Raw genomic sequence first — 19771 nt, 5'->3', positions numbered from 1 at the left:
GAATAGAATGGATTATCTGAAAGGATTGAATGAACCTCAGCTTGAGGCAGTTACCACATTACAAGGGCCGTTGATGGTTTTGGCAGGCGCAGGTTCCGGCAAGACCCGGGTTTTGACAATGCGGATTGCCCATCTGATCACCAATGGAGTAGACCCATTCAATATTCTGGCGCTGACATTTACCAACAAAGCAGGAAAAGAAATGAAGGAACGTATCGCAAAAGTTGTGGGTCAAAGTGATGCAAGGTCGCTTTGGATGGGAACTTTTCACTCGGTTTTTGCAAGGATTCTGAGAAGTGAAGGACATTATCTCGGTTTTCCTTCCAACTTTACGATTTATGATGCGCAGGATTCTCTCAATGTGATGAAAAAAGTCATCAAGGATCTTAACATAGATGCGGAAATTTATAAAGCCAAAAAAGTTCTTTCAAGAATTTCCCAGTACAAAAATAATCTTATCACGGTCAATGCTTATTTCAACAATCCGGAGTTGATGGAAGCCGATGAAAAAGCTAATATGAGGCTGATCGGCGAGATTTACAGAAAATATGTTGACACCTGTTTCCGAAACGGCGCCATGGATTTTGATGATTTGTTATTGAAAACCAATGAATTGCTGACGAGATTTCCGGAAGTTCTGGCCAAATATCAGGACAGATTCCGGTATATTCTGGTAGATGAGTACCAGGATACAAATCATTCTCAGTATTTGATTGTCAAAGCTTTGGCTTCTAAATTTGAGAATATCTGTGTGGTTGGAGATGATGCACAATCCATTTATTCTTTCCGTGGTGCGAATATTTATAACATCCTGAATTTCAAAAAAGATTATCCCGATGCGGTAACTGTTTCTTTGGAACAAAATTACCGATCCACACAAAATATTGTTGATGCAGCCAATGTTGTGATCGCTAAGAACTTACAGCAATTCAAGAAAAATGTTTTCAGTGAAAATGAAGTCGGGGAAAAGATAAAAGTTTACCGAAGTCTTTCTGATGCGGATGAAGCCAACTTTGTCTCTGCCAATATTTTTGAACTGCACAATACGCAACAACGTCATTTTTCCGATTTTGCAATTCTTTACAGAACCAATTCCCAAACCAGAGCATTTGAAGATGCGCTTAGAAAAAAGAATATTCCGTATCGTGTTTACGGCGGATTATCTTTCTATCAAAGGAAAGAAGTGAAAGATCTGCTCGCTTATCTTAGAATTCTTGTCAATGAAAATGATTCTGAAGCGTTGGCTAGAATTATTAATTTCCCGGCAAGAGGAATTGGCGAAACCAGTCAGAATAAATTAATTGTGTTCGCTGATTCTCAGAATGTTCCGGTGACTCAGGTTTTGGATAATCTCGGATTTTATGCGCCACAATTAGGCCTTAATAATGGTGTTCTGACAAAACTCGGTGATTTCTGGGCAATGATAAAAGCTTTCCAGGTGATGCTGAAAACTGAAAACGTTTACGATGTTGCAATGGAAGTGGCAAAACGAAGCGGACTTATCAAATTATTGAAAGAAGATCAAACGCCGGAAGGTGTTTCCAGAGTCGAGAATATTCAGGAATTACTGAACTCGATGCAGGGTTTTATCGAGGAACAGATTCAGGTGGAAGGCGGCGATCCAAGTTTGTCCAATTTTATGGAGAATATTGCGCTTTCCGCTGATACTCAAAATGATAAAGACGATGATCGGAACAAAGTGTCATTAATGACAATTCACTTATCAAAAGGTCTGGAATTCCCTGTCGTTCACCTAGTTGGTCTGGAAGAAAATCTTTTCCCAAGTTTTATGAGCTCATCTACAAGAGAAGAATTGGAAGAGGAAAGACGTTTGTTTTACGTTGCTTTGACAAGAGCCGAGAAAGAAGTATTTTTCACTTACGCAGTTTCAAGATTTCAATGGGGAAAAATCACAGATGCTGAACCTTCACGCTTTTTAAGTGAAATCGATTCGAAATATCTGGAAATGATTAATCCTGTCACAGAACTGAAATACATCAATAGATCCGGACTCGATTCCAATATCTTCGATGATGCGCCATCCGAACCAAGATTCTTCAAAAAGAAAGAAGAGAAAAAAACACTCGAACGTGATCTGAACGTCCCAATTCCAAAACAACTGAAACCGGTTGCAACTGCCAGAATCATCAATCCTGCAGGGCAATCTTCGCAGGATATAGAGGTGGGAGATTTGGTGAGACACGATCGTTTTGGTGTTGGAGAAGTGAAATTTCTGGACGGAACCGACCCTCAAAATATCAAAGCAAAAGTGATTTTCAAAAATGAAGGTGAGAAAAATCTTATTTTGAAATTCGCTAAATTGACCAAAATCTAGTTGTCAGTAGTAGATAGAATTTTATAAAATTAATATTAAAACGTTAAAAGCAATTTGCCATAAGCCAAACGCAATACTATGATCCGAGCAAAAAACATACATAAATTCTACGGAACTCTGGAAGTTCTGAAAGGCGTTGATATCACCATAAAAGCAGGCGAGGTCGTTTCTATTGTTGGAGAATCCGGCGCCGGAAAATCGACGCTTCTTCAGATTCTCGGAACATTGGATAATCCTTCCGATCCTGATAAATATGGAACTGACATTGCTTTAGACGGCAATAGTTTTCTCAAAATGAAAGATCGGGAATTATCAAAATTCAGGAATAAGAATATTGGTTTTGTATTTCAGAATCACCAGCTCCTTCCGGAATTTACAGCTTTGGAAAATGTCCTTTTACCTTCAAGAATTGGCGGAATTTCTGAAAAAGAAGTTTTGGAAAAAGCACATTCACTGTTCGAAGATCTTAATATTGCTAGCCGATTACATCACAAACCATCACAACTTTCCGGCGGTGAATCTCAGAGAGTTGCGGTTGCAAGAGCTTTGATTAATTCTCCAAAAATAATCTACGCAGATGAACCGACAGGAAATCTCGACTCCAAAAATGCAGATGCACTTCACCAATTATTTTTTGATTTGAGGGACAAATATGATCAGACTTTTGTAATCGTGACACACAATTCTGTTTTGGCAGAAAGCACTGATAGAAAGCTGGTGATGAAAGACGGACAGATTGTTTTATAATGAATAGATTTAAAATTTAATTATCAATTTATATTATTTTTTTGTGATTATCCGTTTAGATTGAAAAATGCATTTCTTTGAAACAATTTTTACTTTTGTTTTTTTCGTTTTTCCTGATATCCTGTGAAGTAAAATCTCAGGAAAATCAATCGATTCCAATTGTTAATTCCCAGGAGAAAATATCTCAGAAAATAATAGATTTGAAAACTTTTTTAAAAGAATCGTCTTACAATTCCGACAAAGCTTTTTTAATTGATTTCTCAATTCCTTCTTCCAAATTCAGATTCTTTATTATTGATTTGAATACCAGAAAAACCCTGCAAAAAGCATTGGTTGCACACGGCGACGGTTCCGAGGATGGTAAGATTAATAATATTTTGAAGTTTAGCAATATAGACGGTTCGCATTGTTCTTCTTTGGGCAAATATGTGATTGAGGAAAAATACAATGGGAAATTCGGACTATCTTACAGATTGACAGGACTTTACGAAACCAACAGCAATGCCAGAAACAGAGCAATTGTTCTCCACAGGCTAGGTTGTGTTCCGGATCTGGAGCAAAAAGAAGATATCTACCTGAGTTACGGTTGTCCTATGGTTTCTGAGAATTTCTTCAAAATATTGGAACAGCATATCGATAAATCGGATAAAAAAATAATTCTTTACGCTTACCAATAATGAGCATCAAATCCCTTGCGGAAGACGACCGCCCAAGAGAAAAATTCCTGTTGAAAGGAAAATCATCAGTTTCAGATTCGGAACTGTTGGCAATCATTATGGGAAGTGGTAATCGTGATGAGTCTGCCGTGGAATTGGCCAGAAGAATATTGATTTCTGTTGAAAATAACTGGCACAGGCTCAGTCAACTTTCTATAAAAGATTTGACAAAATTCAAAGGCGTGGGTGAGGCAAAGGCTATTTCTATTGCTACAGCTCTGGAAATCGGAAGTAGAAGATCTCAGCAGGAAGTCTTGGAAAGACAGCAAATAAGCAATAGCAAAGATATTTTTGATATATTGCAGCCTCATCTTTCGGATCTTCCGACTGAAGAATTTTGGGCAATTTTCCTCAATCATCAAAACAAAATTTTATATAAAACCTGCCTTTTCCGAGGTGGAATTGCCAGTTCTGTCGCAGATATTCGTGTTATTTTTAAGACCGCTCTCGAGCATTTTTCAACCCAGATTATTGTTGCTCATAATCATCCTGCAGGCAGTTTGAAACCTAGTAAGGAAGATATTAATATCACTCAGAAAATCAAAGATGCAGGAAAATTATTAGATATTGATTTACTGGATCATCTGATTCTGATACAGAATAATTATTATAGTTTTAAAGACGAAGGGATTTTGTAATGATAAAACGAATTAAATATCAGAATATCGATTTTGAAAAATATAGTTTTTGTATAGAAAATTCTATTCAAAAAAATTTTTACTGCCAAAAGGAGAATCTTGATTTTCTGAGTAAAAATTGGGAAATTCTCGTTTACAACGATTATGAAGCTGTGATGCCTATTCCGTTTGTAAAAAAAGGATTTTGGAAGATTGTTTTGATGCCATTGTTCTGCCAGCAATTGGGTGTTTTCGGAAAATCTGATAAAAGTATCAATGAAGAATTTCTAAAGTTTTTCAAGAAGCACTACATCATTATAAATTATGCTTTCAATTTTCATAATCAATTTGACACTGAATTAATTACTAAGAAAAATTTCGTTGTTCCCGTGCAGGAATATGCTTTCCTCAGACGAAAAAAGTATTTCAAAGGACGTAAATCTACCGTGAAAACTGCGCAGTATTTAGAATTCCGAGAAGTTTTTACGACACCAGACATACTTTCTTTTATTAAGAATAATTTCAAAGGTTTGGAAAAACAAAAAGATATGATTTTTTTTATACATTATATTTTATTCCTAGATTATGAAGACAAACTGAAATTATTTGGAAGTTATTTTGAAGACCAATTGACCAATATTACTGTGTTGATCGACGATAATAATTCTTATTCACTTTTGGGTTTGCTCAACAACGAGGAACTAAAAAATCACAATGGCGCATCTTTTTTAATAGACAGAATTTTAGACCAGAACATCGAAAATAAATCCTTTAATTTTATGGGCGGAAGCATCCGTGGAATCGAGGTATTCTTCAAAAGTTTTGGTTCAGATTTGCAGGAATATCAATTCATTCAAAATTCTAAAAAAGATTTGATCAAAAATTGGCTAAAAATTTCTTAATTTTGCAGTCCGATTTCAGATATGTTTGACTCAGAATATTTCCCTTACGCCGCTGCGGTGATCATTGCTTTACCATTTTTGGTCTTTGCAAAAAAGTTTGTCTATGGATTTATCAAGCTTAAAAAGCAGGAAATCAATTTCCTGGCGACTAAAACCAACAGCGAAATCAAACTTCAGGCTCTGGAAAGAATGACCCTTTTTCTGGAACGTCTGAAACCTTCAAATCTCGTGATGAAATTTGATAAAAACCTTCAGCCACACGAGTTTGTTTTCCTGACAGAAAAGAATATCATCGAAGAATTCGAATACAATGCTTCTCAGCAATTATACATCTCAAAATCTTCCTGGCAAGATATCATAACGAGCAAAAATAATATTATTCAAAGTCTCAGAAAAACCTATGAAGATCTCAATGAGAACTCAAAACTGGAAGACTTCAAAACCGTTTTTCTGATGAGTTACCTTGATTCCGAAGATTATATTGCCGACACGATCGAGAATCTCAGAAAAGAACTTAACAAAATAATATAAACACTAAAAGATATACATGATTCCAAATTTTAAAGCCCATCCGTGGCACGGGATTTCAGCTGGAGACAACGCTCCGGAAGTTGTAAACGTTTTCGTAGAGATCGTTCCTACAGACACTATAAAATATGAAGTTGATAAGGAAAGTGGCTACCTGAAAGTAGATCGTCCGCAGAAATTCTCCAATATCATCCCGGCAATGTACGGTTTTGTACCAAGGACTTATTGCGAAGAAGAAGTGAAAAATCTTGCTGTAGCAACTGGCGCAACAGACGTAACAGAGGGCGATCACGATCCTTTGGATATCTGTGTTCTTAGTTCGCATAACTTCACTTCTGGCAACATTCTTTTACAGGCCATTCCAATTGGTGGTTTCCAGATGATCGACAAAGGTGAGGCTGATGACAAAATTATCGCAGTTTTGGTAGAAGATCAGGTCTATGGTCACATCAGAGACATTTCTGAATTACCAACAGCCGAAGTGAACCGTCTTTTGCACTACTTCTTAAGCTACAAAAACCTTCCAACTGAGCCTGCAAAAGTAAAAATCGATTTGATTTACGGCGCAGATCAGGCAAAAAAAGTGATCGTTGCATCTCAAAAAGATTATACAACCAATTTTGTTGACAAATTGAAATAAAAATAAGTCATACAAATTACAATTGCCATCTTTCTAAGGTGGCATTTTTGTTTCGAGAAATAATTGGGGCGCCTTTATCCGTCTTCCGTTCCCGCTTTTTTTGTCATTGCGAAGAAAGTGAAGTGATCGGTTGAAGTTTCAACCATCGCAATAACAAAAAAGAGCTCCACTCAAGCCGGGGCGCGCTTCGCCAAGATCGACGATTTGTCAATAAACACAGTACTTTGTCATTCCGTAGGAAACCTAACGAAGTGGTTTGACGGAGTCAATCTCAACAGAATTTTTCGAGAATATTTATAGAAGTTTCCCGGTAAGAAATAATCCGGCAACAGAGAAATAGATGATCAGTCCTGTTACATCAACAAGTGTTGCTACAAAAGGCGCAGAAGAAGTCGCTGGATCCAGTTTCAGTTTTTTAAGAACAAATGGAACCATAGATCCGGAAATAGTACCCCAAAGTACGATCAGCATAAGCGAAAATGCGATACTCAATCCTACAAAAGCCCAATGTTCTCCATAATTAAAAAGTCCAACTTTCTGCCAGAATGCGATTCTCATAAATCCGATAATTCCCAAAATACTTCCTAAGAAAATTCCTGTGAAGATTTCCTTTTTCATGACGTACCACCAATCTTTCAAACCGATCTCCTGAAGCGCCATCGCTCTGATGATCAAGGTTGCAGCCTGTGAGCCGGTATTTCCGCCACTTGAAATAATCAATGGAACAAAAAGTGCTAAAACCACAGCTTTCTGTATCTCTTCTTCGAAATAGCCCATTGCAGAAGCTGTCAGCATTTCAGAAAAGAAAAGTACAATCAGCCAGAAACCTCGTTTCTTCACCATTTCGAAAATCGAAGTCTGAGTGTAAGGCATATCCAACGCATCCAAACCTCCAAATTTCTGGATATCTTCGGTATTTTGAGATTCAATTTGATCTAAAATATCATCAATTGTTACAATTCCTACCAACACACCATTTTCAGTAATAATTGGCAAAGCACTTCGGTCATATTTCTCAAAATAAGGAACGGCATCTTCTTTGGAAGTTGTGGTTGTGATTGCTACAAAATGATCGTCAGTGAGCTCAGAAATCAATTGATCTTCATCGGCCAATAGGAGAGTGCCAATCGTAATATCATCAATCAAAATATTCTTTTCATCTACAACATACAGAAAATTAAGTGTTTCCACTTTCTTCCCTACTTTTTTGATCTGCTGTAAACAACGCTTCACGGTCCATTCTTTACGGATCTGGACGTAATAGGGCGTCATCAAACGAGCAATGGAATCTGCTTCGTAACCTAAAAGTTTCAGAGCAACACGGCGTTCCTGCGGATTCAGAAGGTTAATGGAAGACTTGATTAATTCATCCGGAAAATCTTCGAACAACTGCGTTCTGTCATCAGGAGACATCTCGTTCAGAATGTCAGAAACTTCGTGGCTTGCAATACTTCGGATTGTTTCTTCCTGGAAATCAGGATCTAAGTGCGAGAAAACATCTGCTTTTTCAGATTTCGGTAATTTCAGAAATTGCATCAGACGTTCTTTCACCGGCAATTTGCTCAGTGATTCTGCAACGTCGGCAGCATTTAGTATGATTTCTGGATTCTCGATCTGTTAGATTTTTGCATTGCAAAAGTATTAAAATCTTAAAGAATTTCCTCAGAAATAAATTAATATAATGTGAACAAAAAGGCTTTTTAAGAAGAAAAAATTAGTTCGACATCTCTTTGTGAATTTTTCTGATGGCACCTTTCGTTCCAATGATTACAGAATTAGAAGCAGAACCAAGTAATCTGCCATTACCTTTATAAGTATCATAAGAGGTTTCCATCAAAAATTGTCCCTTTGCATCGTATAATTTCATGCTTACAATTACCTGATTGGAAAACACATATTTCCCAAGTCCAACTTTGAAATATTTAACTTTTGGAATTACGGCAACATCGGCATTATTGTTTTGACAAATCTCTATGACGGTTTTTGTATCAACCTCATCGAAGGAAATAGGGGTGTCAACCTGTAGGTATCTTATATTTCCCAGAGATTTCATTTTATCTGAAGTTGCACTGTAAAATGCGGAATATGTAGGTTCTTTGATTTCAGTAATGTCCGGAAAGATCTCCGGATTGAAGTAAAGAACGGTTTTTACTTTGGGAATTTTAAAGTCTTTATTCTTATAAACCAAAGTATCTCCATAATTTGCACAGGAAATCAGGAGAGTTGATACATAGAAAGTTAGAATAAGAGAGGATAGATATGTTTTCATTTGCTTGATGCAAAATTACAATGAATTTTTAATAATTCAATACGAATTTTAAGATTTTTTTAACAGATTTGGACAAATGTATTTTTATGTGTTTCAATCATTAATCATAACAAAATTCTTACTTTTGTTTTTATGACTTCAACAGACAAAAGATTATATCTCATAGATGCTTACGCTATGATTTTCCGTGGCTATTTTGCATTCATCAAAAATCCCAGGATCACAACAAAAGGTATCAATACTTCGGCCATTTTCGGTTTTACCAATTCTTTGATAGAATTGATAAAAAGAGATCGCCCGACACATTTGGCTGTGGTTTTTGATGTAGGAAGAACCAATGTCCGCCACGATGATTATGCCGAATATAAAGCCAACCGTCTGGAAACACCGGAACCAATTCTCCTTGCAAAACCTTTTATTAATGATATTTTAAAAGCGATGCATATTCCGATTTTGGGAGTTGAAGGTTATGAAGCTGATGATGTCATTGGAACGATTGCCTGCAAAGCGGAGAAGCAAGGTTACAATGTCTTTATGGTAACACCAGACAAGGATTTTGCACAGTTGGTGACAGATAAAATCAAAATCTATAAACCAGGTTTGAAAGGTGGTGATATCGAGATCCTGGGTGTTGAAGAAATCAAAGCAAAATATGAAATAAACGATCCGAAACAGATCATTGATTATCTAGGAATGATGGGCGATGCTGTAGATAATATTCCGGGTTTGGATGGTGTTGGCGACAAAACGGCGAGGAAGTTCATTCAGGAATTTGGGTCGATGGAAAATCTTTTGGCAAACACGCACGCGCTGAAGGGAAAAATGAAGGAGAAAGTTGAGGCTAGTGCAGAACGTGGACTTTTGTCTAAGAAATTAGCAACCATCATTTGCGATGCACCAATCGAATTTATCGAAGAACAATACGATTTGGATATGCCGGATTTTGAAAAAGTCAAAGAGATTTTTGACGAACTGGAATTCCGAAGATTGTACGAAAATCTTTACCGAGCATTTTCCAATAAAGAATATGTCGAGGAATTGATGGAAGTCGAAAATCCTTCTGATGGGAAAGTAGAAGTTTCAAAACCAGCCAGTAAAAACGGAATGATGGATATGTTTGCCAGCTTCGAACAGCTGGATCAGGCTACCACTACAAAATCAAATATCGAAGGTAATGATCATCTTTATCAATATATTAATGATCCGAAAGCTCAAAAAATTCTTTTAAATAATCTTCTCAAACAAAAAGCGGTTTGTTTTGATACAGAAACGACTTCGCTCAATGAGTTGGAAGCTGAACTGATCGGGATGAGTTTCTCTTACAAAAAAAGTTTAGCTTACTATATCCCAATCTCTGAAAATCAGGAGGAAGCACAAAAAACTGTTGATCTTTTCCGTCCTTTTTTTGAGGCAGAAAATGTTCTTAAAATTGCCCATAACCTGAAATATGATGCAAAAGTTCTTAAGAATTATAACATCGACGTCAAAGGTAAAATCTTTGATACAATGATCGCACATTACCTTCTGAATCCAGATGGCCGACACGGAATGGATTATCTATCGGAAATGTATCTCGATTACAAACCGGTTTCCATCGAATCGCTGATCGGTAAAAAGGGAAAAAACCAATTGACACTTCGTGAAGTTGATATCGAAACGCAAACTGCTTATGCAGCCGAAGATGCGGATGTTACCTTTCAGTTATATGAATTGTTTGCGCCACAATTGGCTAAAGAAAATCTGGAAGAACTATTCTACAATGTCGAAATGCCATTGATGCGAGTTCTTGCAAAAATCGAATTAACAGGTGTAAAATTAGATAATAATTGGCTCGCACAGGAAAGTATTGATCTGGAAAATGACCTTAGAATTTTAGAATCTAAAATCTTTGAATTGTCCGGAGAGAATTTCAATATGAATTCTCCGAAACAGCTGGGCGAAATTCTTTTTGACAAAATGCAGCTGGATCCGAAAGCGAAAAAAACCAAAACCGGACAATACGCAACTTCGGAAGATGTCCTTCAAAAATTATCTTCCAAGCACGAAATAATCGCCTCTATTCTGGAATACAGGACTTTACAAAAACTGAAGTCAACTTATGTTGATGCGTTGCCAAGTCAGATTGATAAAAAAGATGACCGCGTCCATACAACCTTTGCGCAAACTGTCGCCGCTACCGGTCGTTTGGCAAGTGTCAATCCAAATCTTCAAAATATTCCTATACGAACTTTGCGTGGTCAGCAGATCCGTGGCGCTTTCGTTTCTGATGAAGGCAAAAAAATCATATCCGCGGATTATTCTCAAATTGAATTAAGGCTGATTGCAGAAATTTCCGGCGAGCAAAATATGATTGCCGCTTTCCAAAATGGCGAAGATATTCACGTTTCAACAGCTGCAAAATTGTTTGATATTCCGTTAGAAGAAGTGACTAAAACCCAAAGAGGTCAGGCGAAAACGGTGAATTTCGGGATCATTTATGGTCAAGGTGCTTTTGCTTTAGCCGAACAAACCGGACTTTCCCGAACGGAAGCTAAAAAGATGATTGATTCTTATTATGAATCTTATCCGCGTTTGAAAGAATATATGGCAGAGCAAGTCAAGAAAGCGCAGGATCTTGGTTATGTCCAGACGATTCTTGGTAGAAAACGCCACTTGAAAGATATTAATTCAACCAATTTTGTAGTGAAAGCGCACGCAGAAAGAAACGCTGTGAATGCGCCAATCCAGGGAAGTGCCGCTGATATTATCAAATTGGCAATGATAAAAATAGATGAAGAATTGGAAACCCAAAATCTTAAAACGAAAATGCTTCTGCAGGTTCACGATGAGTTACTTTTTGAAGCTCCGATTGATGAAGTTGATGTCGCAATGTCATTAATTAAGAAAGAAATGGAATCTGCTTTTGTTACGAAAGTTCCACTTTTGGTGGAAGTTGGAGTGGGAAATAATTGGTTGGAAGCGCATTAAGTTTATTAATTATACCTAATAAATGACTGATGGATAATAATTTAGATAAATTTTCCAATTTTATATTTTACCAATCCGCAAATGGTAATGTAAGTGTACAAGTAATTGTAGATTCAGACTTGCAAACAATTTGGGCAAGTCAAAACTCAATTGCAGAAATTTTTAACAGTTCAAAACAAAATATTAGTTATCATTTAACAAATATTTTTAAAGAAAATGAGTTAGATGAAAATTCAGTTGTAAAAGAAATTTTGACAACTGCTTCGGATGGGAAGAAATACAATACAAAATTTTACAATCTTGATGCAATCATATCAGTTGGTTATAGAGTAAATTCAATTCAAGCAACAGCTTTTAGAAAGTGGTCGACAAACATTTTAAAAGAATATTTAATAAAAGGATTTACTTTGGATGATGAACGTTTGAAGCAAGGCAATCAATTATTTGGCAAAGATTATTTTTCTGAATTACTTGAGAGAATCAGAGAAATCCGATCCAGTGAGCGATTGTTTTATCAAAAAATAACCGATATCTATGCAACGTCTATTGATTATGATTCTCATTCGCCAATCACACAAGAATTTTATGCGACAGTTCAGAACAAACTTCATTGGGCTATCCATAATCATACAGCTTCTGAGCTCATTAAATTAAGAGCAGATTCAAAAAAAGATAATATGGGATTAACCTCTTGGAAACAGGAAAAAAGAGGAGGAAAAATTCTTAAATCTGATGTTACAACCGCAAAAAATTATTTGACAGAAGATGAAATCCGAGGACTAAATAGAATTGTAACAATGTATCTTGATTTTGCGGAAAATATGGCGGATCGAAATAAGGAGATGAAAATGACAGATTGGGTCGATAGGCTTGATAGGTTTTTGTCTTTCAATGAATATGAAATTTTAAATGATGCTGGAAAAGTAACTTCAAAATTTGCAAAAATATTTGCTGAAAGTGAATATGAAAAATTTAGAGTAATTCAGGATAAAGAATTTAAATCTGATTTTGATAAAGTTGTAGATAAAGTAAAAACGGCTGGTGAAGCTCCAAAATATTCTGAATTTAGCATTAAAAAAGCCCTGCAAAATAAAAATAATTTGAATCCAGATAATTCCTAAAACCATTTTTGATTATAAAAATTCAAGTTTTGAAATCAATTAAATTAAAAATTTTAAAATTAAAAACATACAATATGAAAGCAGTAATTTTTTACGAACACGCAACCGACAAATCAATGGACGAATTTATGGCCGTTTTTCCACGCCACGAAACTTTTGAAGCAGAATTTCTAAAGTCAGGAAAAGTTCTGGGAACAGGCGCTTTTGCAAATCCCGGAGAAGGCGCAATGGCAATTTTTGTAGACAAAGAATCTGCGGAAGCATTCGTCAATGGAGATCCTTTTGTGCAGGAAGGTTTGATCGCAAAAGTAACCATCAAAGAATGGAATGACGAATTAGCTTAAAATTAAATTATGATATCACTTATAATTCCGAAACTTCCTTTTATTAATAAGGAAAAAACACTTGAATATTACTCAAAATTAGGCTTTGAACTGGTCGCCGATCATGGCGATTATCTGATTACGAAATATCAGGATCTTGAAATTCATTTTTTCAAATTTGAAACTTTTGATCCGGAAAAATCTGATTTTATGATCTATCTGAGAATCGATAATGATATTGACGGATTTTATCAAAATATTCAGGATCAGAAAATTGAAATTCATCCAAATGGAAAATTAGAAACAAAACCCTGGGGAATGAAAGAGTTTTCTTTGATAGATCCAAGCGGAACATTGTTGACTTTCGGAGAGAAAGTGTAGAATTTTGTAACGATCCGCTTACAACACCGACTTACTAATAAAATTATTATATGAAAAATATAAAACTATACGGCTTTTTTGCTGGTTTTGCCCTTTTGCAAAGCTGCTCGACTGCCAAAAATTTCACTTATGAAGGCAAAGGTTTCAAAGAAGCTTATGACGGAATTACTGCAGCTGACCTTAAAACAAACCTTTATGTAATCGCAGCGGATGATATGCAGGGAAGAGATACAGGAAGCGCAGGTCAGAAAAAAGCCGGTGTTTATATGATCGAACAATACAAAAAATATGGGATCAGTTTTCCAAAAGCTTTAGGTTCATATTACCAAAAAGTACCTTCCGAAGCCATGAAAAAATACGGTGAAACCTTACCTGATTCTGAAAATATATTAGCATACATCGAAGGAAGCGAAAAACCGAATGAGGTTATCGTAATTTCCGGGCATTACGATCATGTCGGAACAAAAAATGGCGTGGTTTATAACGGAGCAGATGATGATGGAAGCGGAACTGTAGCGGTCATGGAAATTGCACAAGCCTTCCAGGAAGCTAAGAAAAAAGGATACGGACCGAAGCGTTCAATTCTTTTTCTTCACGTAACTGGTGAGGAACACGGACTTTTTGGGTCCGAATATTATTCCGACCATCCGGTTTTTCCTTTGGCTAATACGGTTGCAGATCTTAACATTGATATGATCGGACGGGATGATCCGGAAAACAGAGGCAAGCAATATGTTTATGTCATAGGTTCTGAAATGTTAAGCACTGAACTTAAAAAAATAAATGTTGCTGCCAATGAAAAAACGGTGAATCTGGAACTTAATTATAAATATGACGATCCATCAGATAAGGAGAGATTATATTACAGATCAGACCATTACAATTTTGCGAAACACAATATTCCGGTCGCATTTTTCTTTGACGGGATCCACGAGGATTATCACAAACCGACTGACAAACCAGATAAAATTGATTATCCATTGCTGCAGAAAAGAACACAATTGGTTTTTGCAACAGCCTGGGAACTTGCCAACAGACCGGAAAGAATCGTGGTTGATGGTAAAAATACAAGATAGAAATAGATTTATGATGTTAGAATCTTGATTAAAATATCAAATTAAAAGACGACTATTGAAGTCGTCTTTTTTTATGGATTAAAGTCTAAATTAATCAAAATCAGATTTTGTGATGTTGGCTGAACCTTCAAGAAAACGATAAAGATAAGGTGCTTTGTTTGCAGAACCGCTGTAATGTTTTTCGAGACGTTCCAGGATGTTCATCCCGAGGATTTTTCTTTGGAAGTTGTTGCGTCTCAGAGGTTCGCCAAGAATAGCTTCATATAGATGTTGTAATTCTTTCATAGTAAACTTATCCGGAAGCAGGTTACTTCCCATCACCTGATAATCGATATTTTTTCTGAGATAGAGTAATCCTTTTTCTATCATTTCCTTATGGTCAAATGCCATATTCGGCAGTTCATTGATATCAAACCAACGGCAAACTTCGTTAAAAGAATCCGGGAAAGTGTAAGTCAGAGTATAATCTATCAAAGCGCAATAACCGACTGAAATGAAACGCTGATAGATCCAGTGATTTTTATCTACATCAATATTTTTGTTTTCTAAAAGCTTTTGGTGTGTATTGTTTTCCGTTCTTCTGATATCTCCAAAAGTGTAAAACTGCTCCAAAAAAACATCCGAGAGATGGGTTCTTTCGTGAAGTGTTCTGGCAGCAGCATCATTCAGGTTCTCATCATTAAATATAAATCCGCCGGGGACAGACCACAGATCCAGATCGTGGTACTTTAGAAGTAAAACCTTGAGTGTGTCTTTATGAAATCCGAAAATAACGCAATCTACGGACACATGTTCTACAAAATCCTTGGTTTCAATTAACTCTTTTAAGTTCTGTTTATTCTTGTTGTTTTCGGTCATAGATTATTGGTGTTTTATTTAAAATGATTGTAAGTCCAAATATAATTAATAATGGGATTGAAATAAATAACGGATAAAAATTACTTATATTTTTATGGAAGATAATTGCCATATAGAGTGATCCAACCGAACTTCCCAACGAAGAAAATATGACAACTAACGATACAAGCAGATGTGTTTTTTCTTTAGGCACTTTATTGATTATTTCTGAGTTATAAAGCGGAAATAGCGGTGCCAGGAATAACCCGATCAGCGGAATTATGAATATGAGGGAAAACTTAAAATCATCATAAAAATAAGAGATTAAAATCTGACACAAAGCCAATATAAAAAGAACAGTACAAATGCAGATGATAACAAACCAAAACCAATGAAATCTTAAAATCAGCCTGCTGGTAATGAGTCTTCCAAAGAAAGAAAATAATGCTAAGAATGCCGATGCCTGCAATGCAAAATAAGAATTCATTTTCAAATTATTTCTGAAAAAGCTTGGAAGCCAGGAATTAAAACTCTGTTCTACGAAAACCATAAAAAAAACGATGATAAAGAAATATACAATTTTTGGAGAAAGAAAAAATTTCCATTCACCCGGTTTTTTTTCAATTTCTGACACTTGATTTTCTTCAATTTTTACTGATCTCAACATTATTATGGTAATGATACTTAGTAATGCAATTACCCAAAATCCAAATTTCCAATATTCTGCATAGGAACTTGTAAGCAGGGTCCCGAATCCAATATTCACAAAGAAAATTCCGATCATAAATGCTGCGTCCACACTGCTGATTGCACTTGATAATTGACCGTCTGCAAAATTATTCTTGATAATACTGAACACCGATATTTTTGCTAAAGCAAAGCTAATCCCAACGACACTCAGCCAAATCTTAAAAAACCAAAATGCATCGACTAAAGGTAATGTAATACAGCTGGTTACGATAAAAACCAGCGAAAATACAAGTGCGTTTTTATTTCCCGTTTTAGCAATCAGGTTAACACAAAATAGTGAGACAATTGCCATAGGAATATCCTTGAAAGATTCTAAAACTCCCAGGCCTTTGTAGGAAACCTGTTCCGACAATTGCAATATGATAGCACCCATACTGTTTAGCAGCATAGAGAATATCAAAAAGCTGAACATTAGCGGAAGTTTTATTTTATTCTTATTAACATTCATTTAATGAGGCATTAACTTATTTTTAACAATTGAGCCTATTTTTAGGGAATTCAAAAGTACAAAAAATATTGATATTTATGATAAGTAGTCTTAGCAAATAACCGTCAATAAAGGGAAAACAAAAAAAATAAAAATTTATTTTGTAGTGTAAAAAAAAAATTACTTTTATTGTCTCAGTTTGAGATTAACAAAAAATTAATTAAAATATGAACTTAAAGTATTCAAAATGTCTTGGATTAGCAGCTGTACTTTACTTTACAGCAAACTATTCTGCACAGCAAGTGAGTGACACAGCTTCTAAAGAAAAAGCGATAGAAGAAGTTGTTGTTATTGGTTACGGTACTCAGAAGAAAAGTAACGTGACCGGAGCAATTGCAAGTATCAAAGCCGCTGATATTGAGAACATCCCTGCAGGAAAACCAGAGCAGGTTCTACAAGGTAGGGCAGCAGGTGTAAACGTAATTTCAAATTCTGGTCAGCCGGGATCATCTGCAACTGTGCGTGTACGTGGGATTACCAGTTATGCTTCAAGTAATGAGCCTTTATGGGTAGTTGACGGAATAGTGGTTGACGGAATCGGATGGCTAAGCCAAAGCGATATCGAAAGTATTGAGGTTTTGAAAGACGGAGCTTCATCTGCAATCTATGGTGTTTCGGCTGCCAGAGGTGTTATACTTGTAACTACCAAAAAAGGTAAAAAAGGTGCTCTTAATCTATCTTATAATGGTTTCTTTGGAGTAAGCAGTGCTGCAAGAAAATTAGACTTGCTAAATGCTACCCAATATGCAACAATCATTAATGAAGGTTTTGCAAATGATGGTAAGCCTATAAGATTTCAGAATCCTTCTTCACTTGGCACAGGAACTGACTGGCAAAAACAGATTTTCAGTACAGGAGAAAGACAAAATCATGAAAATAAATATACAAGGAGGAAATGAAAAATCCACATTTTTCGGATCTTTTGGATATTATGATCAATCAGGAATTGTTATGACTGATATTTCTTATTACAAAAGACTTACAGCAAGACTTAACTCAACTCATAAGGTAACAGATTGGTTAACAGTAGGACAAACATTTGCCTACACACACCAAAAAAATCAAGGAATTAATTCCAATGGGGAATTTGGTGGTCCTATCAGTTCTGCAGTTAATCTTGATCCGACTACGCCGGTTGTTGTAACAGATCTTTCAACAGTAGATGCAAATAGTTATTCTAACCCTTACATTGTAAGAGATGAGAATGGAAATCCTTACGGGATCTCACCTTATGTAAATCAGGAGATGTCCAACCCAAAAGCTTTCAGATATACTCAATTAGGTAATTCCAACTGGTCTGATGATTTTATCGGAAGCGTATTTGGCGAATTGAAATTATTGAAAACTTTAACTTTCAAATCTTCATTGAACGGTAAAAAAGCGTATTGGGGAAATCAAAGTTTTACACCTTTATTTTATTTAAGTCCTACTTATAGCAATCTTGTTAACAACAGCTTAAGCCGTACTACTCAAAATAAATTCGAATGGAGTTTTGAAAATACTTTGACATATCAAAATAAATTTGGAGATCATAATTTCAACGTAATGGCAGGTACTGGTTATTATGATTATAATATCGGAAATGGACAAACTATTACTCATACCAATCTGCCTATTACCAGCTATCAGGATGCCTCTTTTAACTTTAGTTTACCGTCAGAAAACCGCATTTCGAATGCCTGGGATAATGTAGAGTGGAACAAAGCATCTTATTTTGGACGTTTGATCTATGATTATAAAAATAAATATTTGTTCACAGGTACATTAAGATATGATGGATCATCACTTTTTGGTGGTAATTATCATTGGGGAACTTTCCCTTCATTCTCTTTAGGATGGAATGCTAATAATGAAAATTTCTGGCCTGAAAATGATATAGTTAATACTTTGAAGATACGTGGAGGATATGGTAAGCTTGGTAACGATGGTATTCCTGTTTTCTCCTTTGCAAATTTCTATGTTCCGGGATATAACTATACCAATGGAAATAATACTGTTATGATTGGCTATGCACCAAGAACATTAGAAAATCCAGATCTACATTGGGAAACTACAACACAGGTCAACATCGCTGCAGATATGAAACTACTTAGTGCTGTAACATTAACCGTTGATATATATAGAAAGAAAACAGAAGGAATTCTACGTCCTATACAAATTCCAGGTTATGTAGGGGTTTCGAATGCACCAATTGCTAATGCAGGTGAAATGGAAAACCGAGGGATAGAAGTTGAACTTGGCTACAAAAAAAGCTGGAATGATTTTACCGTATCGGTAAACACCAACTTCTCTTATAATCAAAATGAAGTTCTTTCTCTTGAAAAAGGAAGGGAATATATAGATGAAGATGGCTTCCAGTCTATGGGAACTATCCAGAGGACTACAATAGGAAAACCATACAAATCATTCTATGGCTTCAATACATTAGGTGTCTTCCAAAATCAGGCACAGATTAATTCTTATGTCAATGCAAACGGACAGTTGCTTCAGGCAAATGCTAAACCTGGTGATTTCATCTGGGCAGATTCTAATGGTGATGGCGTAATCAGTGATGCAGACAGAGTTGACTTAGGAAGTTCAATTCCAAAATATATATTTGGTGCTACTTTGAATGTGAGTTATAAAGATTGGGATTTGATGGTGTTCGGTCAAGGTGCAGCGGGTCACAAAGTATTTCAGGGACTTAGAAGACTGGATATGCTGGATGCTAATTATCAAACAAAAATTTTGGATAGATGGACGGGAGAAGGATCCACTAATGATAATCCTAGAGTTACAAGAGACGATTTAAATAAAAACTATTCAAGATTGTCAAACTGGTATTTGCAAAAAGGAGATTACTTCCGTATAAAACTAGTCCAATTAGGTTATACATTACCTAATGATGTATCACAAAAATTTGGGGCAAGTAAATTAAGATTATTTGTTACTGGCGAAAACCTTTTCACATTTACTAAGTATACAGGTTATGATCCAGAGATTGCTGCCGGTGATTCTTACGGTATAGACAGAGCATTTTATCCACAAGCAAGAACAGTAATGTTTGGAGCTAATTTAACTTTCTAAAACAAAAAA

At 35.8% G+C, this 19771-nt stretch carries 18 protein-coding genes; 14 read left to right on the top strand and 4 right to left on the bottom strand.

The features are described 5' to 3' along the window. Nucleotides 1–7 precede the first annotated feature (7 nt). The 7 genes from ACFJGY_RS10840 to ACFJGY_RS10810 all read left to right on the top strand — a co-directional run bounded on the left by ACFJGY_RS10840 (nucleotide 8) and on the right by ACFJGY_RS10810 (nucleotide 6485). Nucleotides 8–2335: an ATP-dependent helicase gene (locus ACFJGY_RS10840; RefSeq protein WP_379963764.1), complete on the top strand. Its 2328-nt coding sequence runs from the start codon at nucleotides 8–10 to the stop codon at nucleotides 2333–2335. 78 nt (nucleotides 2336–2413) lie between these two features. Then, the gene (locus ACFJGY_RS10835; RefSeq protein ID WP_379963762.1) at nucleotides 2414–3082 is read left to right on the top strand and encodes an ABC transporter ATP-binding protein; all 669 of its coding nucleotides are present in this window, start codon (nucleotides 2414–2416) and stop codon (nucleotides 3080–3082) included. A gap of 77 nt (nucleotides 3083–3159) precedes the next feature. Then, nucleotides 3160–3759, top strand: a complete 600-nt coding sequence (locus tag ACFJGY_RS10830; protein WP_379963760.1) for a murein L,D-transpeptidase catalytic domain-containing protein — start codon at nucleotides 3160–3162, stop codon at nucleotides 3757–3759. Continuing rightward, the gene (radC, locus tag ACFJGY_RS10825; protein WP_379963758.1) at nucleotides 3759–4436 is read left to right on the top strand and encodes a DNA repair protein RadC; all 678 of its coding nucleotides are present in this window, start codon (nucleotides 3759–3761) and stop codon (nucleotides 4434–4436) included. The genes ACFJGY_RS10830 and radC overlap by 1 nt, the downstream gene beginning before the upstream one ends. Next, the gene (locus ACFJGY_RS10820; RefSeq protein ID WP_379963756.1) at nucleotides 4436–5317 is read left to right on the top strand and encodes a hypothetical protein; all 882 of its coding nucleotides are present in this window, start codon (nucleotides 4436–4438) and stop codon (nucleotides 5315–5317) included. Before radC ends, ACFJGY_RS10820 begins: the two co-directional genes overlap by 1 nt. Before the next feature lie 21 nt (nucleotides 5318–5338). After that, nucleotides 5339–5848 (top strand): hypothetical protein, encoded by a 510-nt coding sequence (locus ACFJGY_RS10815; RefSeq protein ID WP_379963754.1) that lies wholly within the window; start codon nucleotides 5339–5341, stop codon nucleotides 5846–5848. 16 nt (nucleotides 5849–5864) lie between these two features. Beyond that, a complete protein-coding gene (locus ACFJGY_RS10810) occupies nucleotides 5865–6485 on the top strand; it encodes an inorganic pyrophosphatase (RefSeq protein ID WP_379963752.1) in 621 nt (206 codons plus the stop codon). Between the two features lie 294 nt (nucleotides 6486–6779). Here ACFJGY_RS10810 and mgtE read toward each other — a convergent pair whose 3' ends face one another. After that, nucleotides 6780–8099, bottom strand: a complete 1320-nt coding sequence (mgtE, locus tag ACFJGY_RS10805; RefSeq protein WP_379970171.1) for a magnesium transporter — start codon at nucleotides 8097–8099, stop codon at nucleotides 6780–6782. Between the two features lie 100 nt (nucleotides 8100–8199). Next, nucleotides 8200–8754, bottom strand: coding sequence for a pyruvate decarboxylase (locus ACFJGY_RS10800; protein WP_379963750.1), 555 nt, complete (start codon nucleotides 8752–8754; stop codon nucleotides 8200–8202). A gap of 132 nt (nucleotides 8755–8886) precedes the next feature. Between ACFJGY_RS10800 and polA the strand changes: the two genes are divergently transcribed. The 5 genes from polA to ACFJGY_RS10775 all read left to right on the top strand — a co-directional run bounded on the left by polA (nucleotide 8887) and on the right by ACFJGY_RS10775 (nucleotide 14622). Beyond that, nucleotides 8887–11721 (top strand): DNA polymerase I, encoded by a 2835-nt coding sequence (polA, locus tag ACFJGY_RS10795; RefSeq protein ID WP_379963748.1) that lies wholly within the window; start codon nucleotides 8887–8889, stop codon nucleotides 11719–11721. A 29-nt stretch (nucleotides 11722–11750) separates the two neighbouring features. Further along, nucleotides 11751–12842, top strand: coding sequence for a virulence RhuM family protein (locus tag ACFJGY_RS10790; protein ID WP_379963746.1), 1092 nt, complete (start codon nucleotides 11751–11753; stop codon nucleotides 12840–12842). Nucleotides 12843–12916: 74 nt separating this feature from the next. Then, nucleotides 12917–13186 (top strand): YciI family protein, encoded by a 270-nt coding sequence (locus ACFJGY_RS10785; protein ID WP_379963744.1) that lies wholly within the window; start codon nucleotides 12917–12919, stop codon nucleotides 13184–13186. A gap of 9 nt (nucleotides 13187–13195) precedes the next feature. Continuing rightward, on the top strand, nucleotides 13196–13546 hold the full coding sequence (locus tag ACFJGY_RS10780) for a bleomycin resistance protein (RefSeq protein ID WP_379963742.1): 351 nt from the start codon (nucleotides 13196–13198) through the stop codon (nucleotides 13544–13546). A 50-nt stretch (nucleotides 13547–13596) separates the two neighbouring features. Continuing rightward, nucleotides 13597–14622 (top strand): M28 family metallopeptidase, encoded by a 1026-nt coding sequence (locus tag ACFJGY_RS10775; protein WP_379963740.1) that lies wholly within the window; start codon nucleotides 13597–13599, stop codon nucleotides 14620–14622. 90 nt (nucleotides 14623–14712) lie between these two features. On the opposite strand, the gene ACFJGY_RS10770 is transcribed toward ACFJGY_RS10775, so the two are convergent. Both ACFJGY_RS10770 and ACFJGY_RS10765 read right to left on the bottom strand, forming a co-directional pair. Continuing rightward, nucleotides 14713–15480 carry an NUDIX domain-containing protein gene (locus ACFJGY_RS10770; protein ID WP_379963738.1) on the bottom strand — a complete coding sequence of 256 codons (768 nt, stop codon included), beginning with the start codon at nucleotides 15478–15480 and terminating at the stop codon, nucleotides 14713–14715. Next, the gene (locus ACFJGY_RS10765; protein WP_379963736.1) at nucleotides 15458–16621 is read right to left on the bottom strand and encodes an MFS transporter; all 1164 of its coding nucleotides are present in this window, start codon (nucleotides 16619–16621) and stop codon (nucleotides 15458–15460) included. The genes ACFJGY_RS10770 and ACFJGY_RS10765 overlap by 23 nt, the downstream gene beginning before the upstream one ends. A gap of 242 nt (nucleotides 16622–16863) precedes the next feature. On the opposite strand from ACFJGY_RS10765, the gene ACFJGY_RS10760 reads away from it, so the two are divergent. Both ACFJGY_RS10760 and ACFJGY_RS10755 read left to right on the top strand, forming a co-directional pair. After that, nucleotides 16864–17595, top strand: coding sequence for a TonB-dependent receptor plug domain-containing protein (locus ACFJGY_RS10760; RefSeq protein WP_379963734.1), 732 nt, complete (start codon nucleotides 16864–16866; stop codon nucleotides 17593–17595). Beyond that, nucleotides 17567–19762, top strand: a complete 2196-nt coding sequence (locus ACFJGY_RS10755) for a SusC/RagA family TonB-linked outer membrane protein (RefSeq protein ID WP_379963732.1) — start codon at nucleotides 17567–17569, stop codon at nucleotides 19760–19762. Before ACFJGY_RS10760 ends, ACFJGY_RS10755 begins: the two co-directional genes overlap by 29 nt. Nucleotides 19763–19771: the final 9 nt, after the last annotated feature.

Origin of the sequence: Epilithonimonas sp. UC225_85, from assembly GCF_042695135.1 — a bacterium.
Classification (GTDB): Bacteria; Bacteroidota; Bacteroidia; order Flavobacteriales; family Weeksellaceae; genus Epilithonimonas.
The sequence above is the reverse complement of the archived record's forward strand: the minus strand, read 5'-3'. Positions and strand labels throughout refer to the sequence as shown.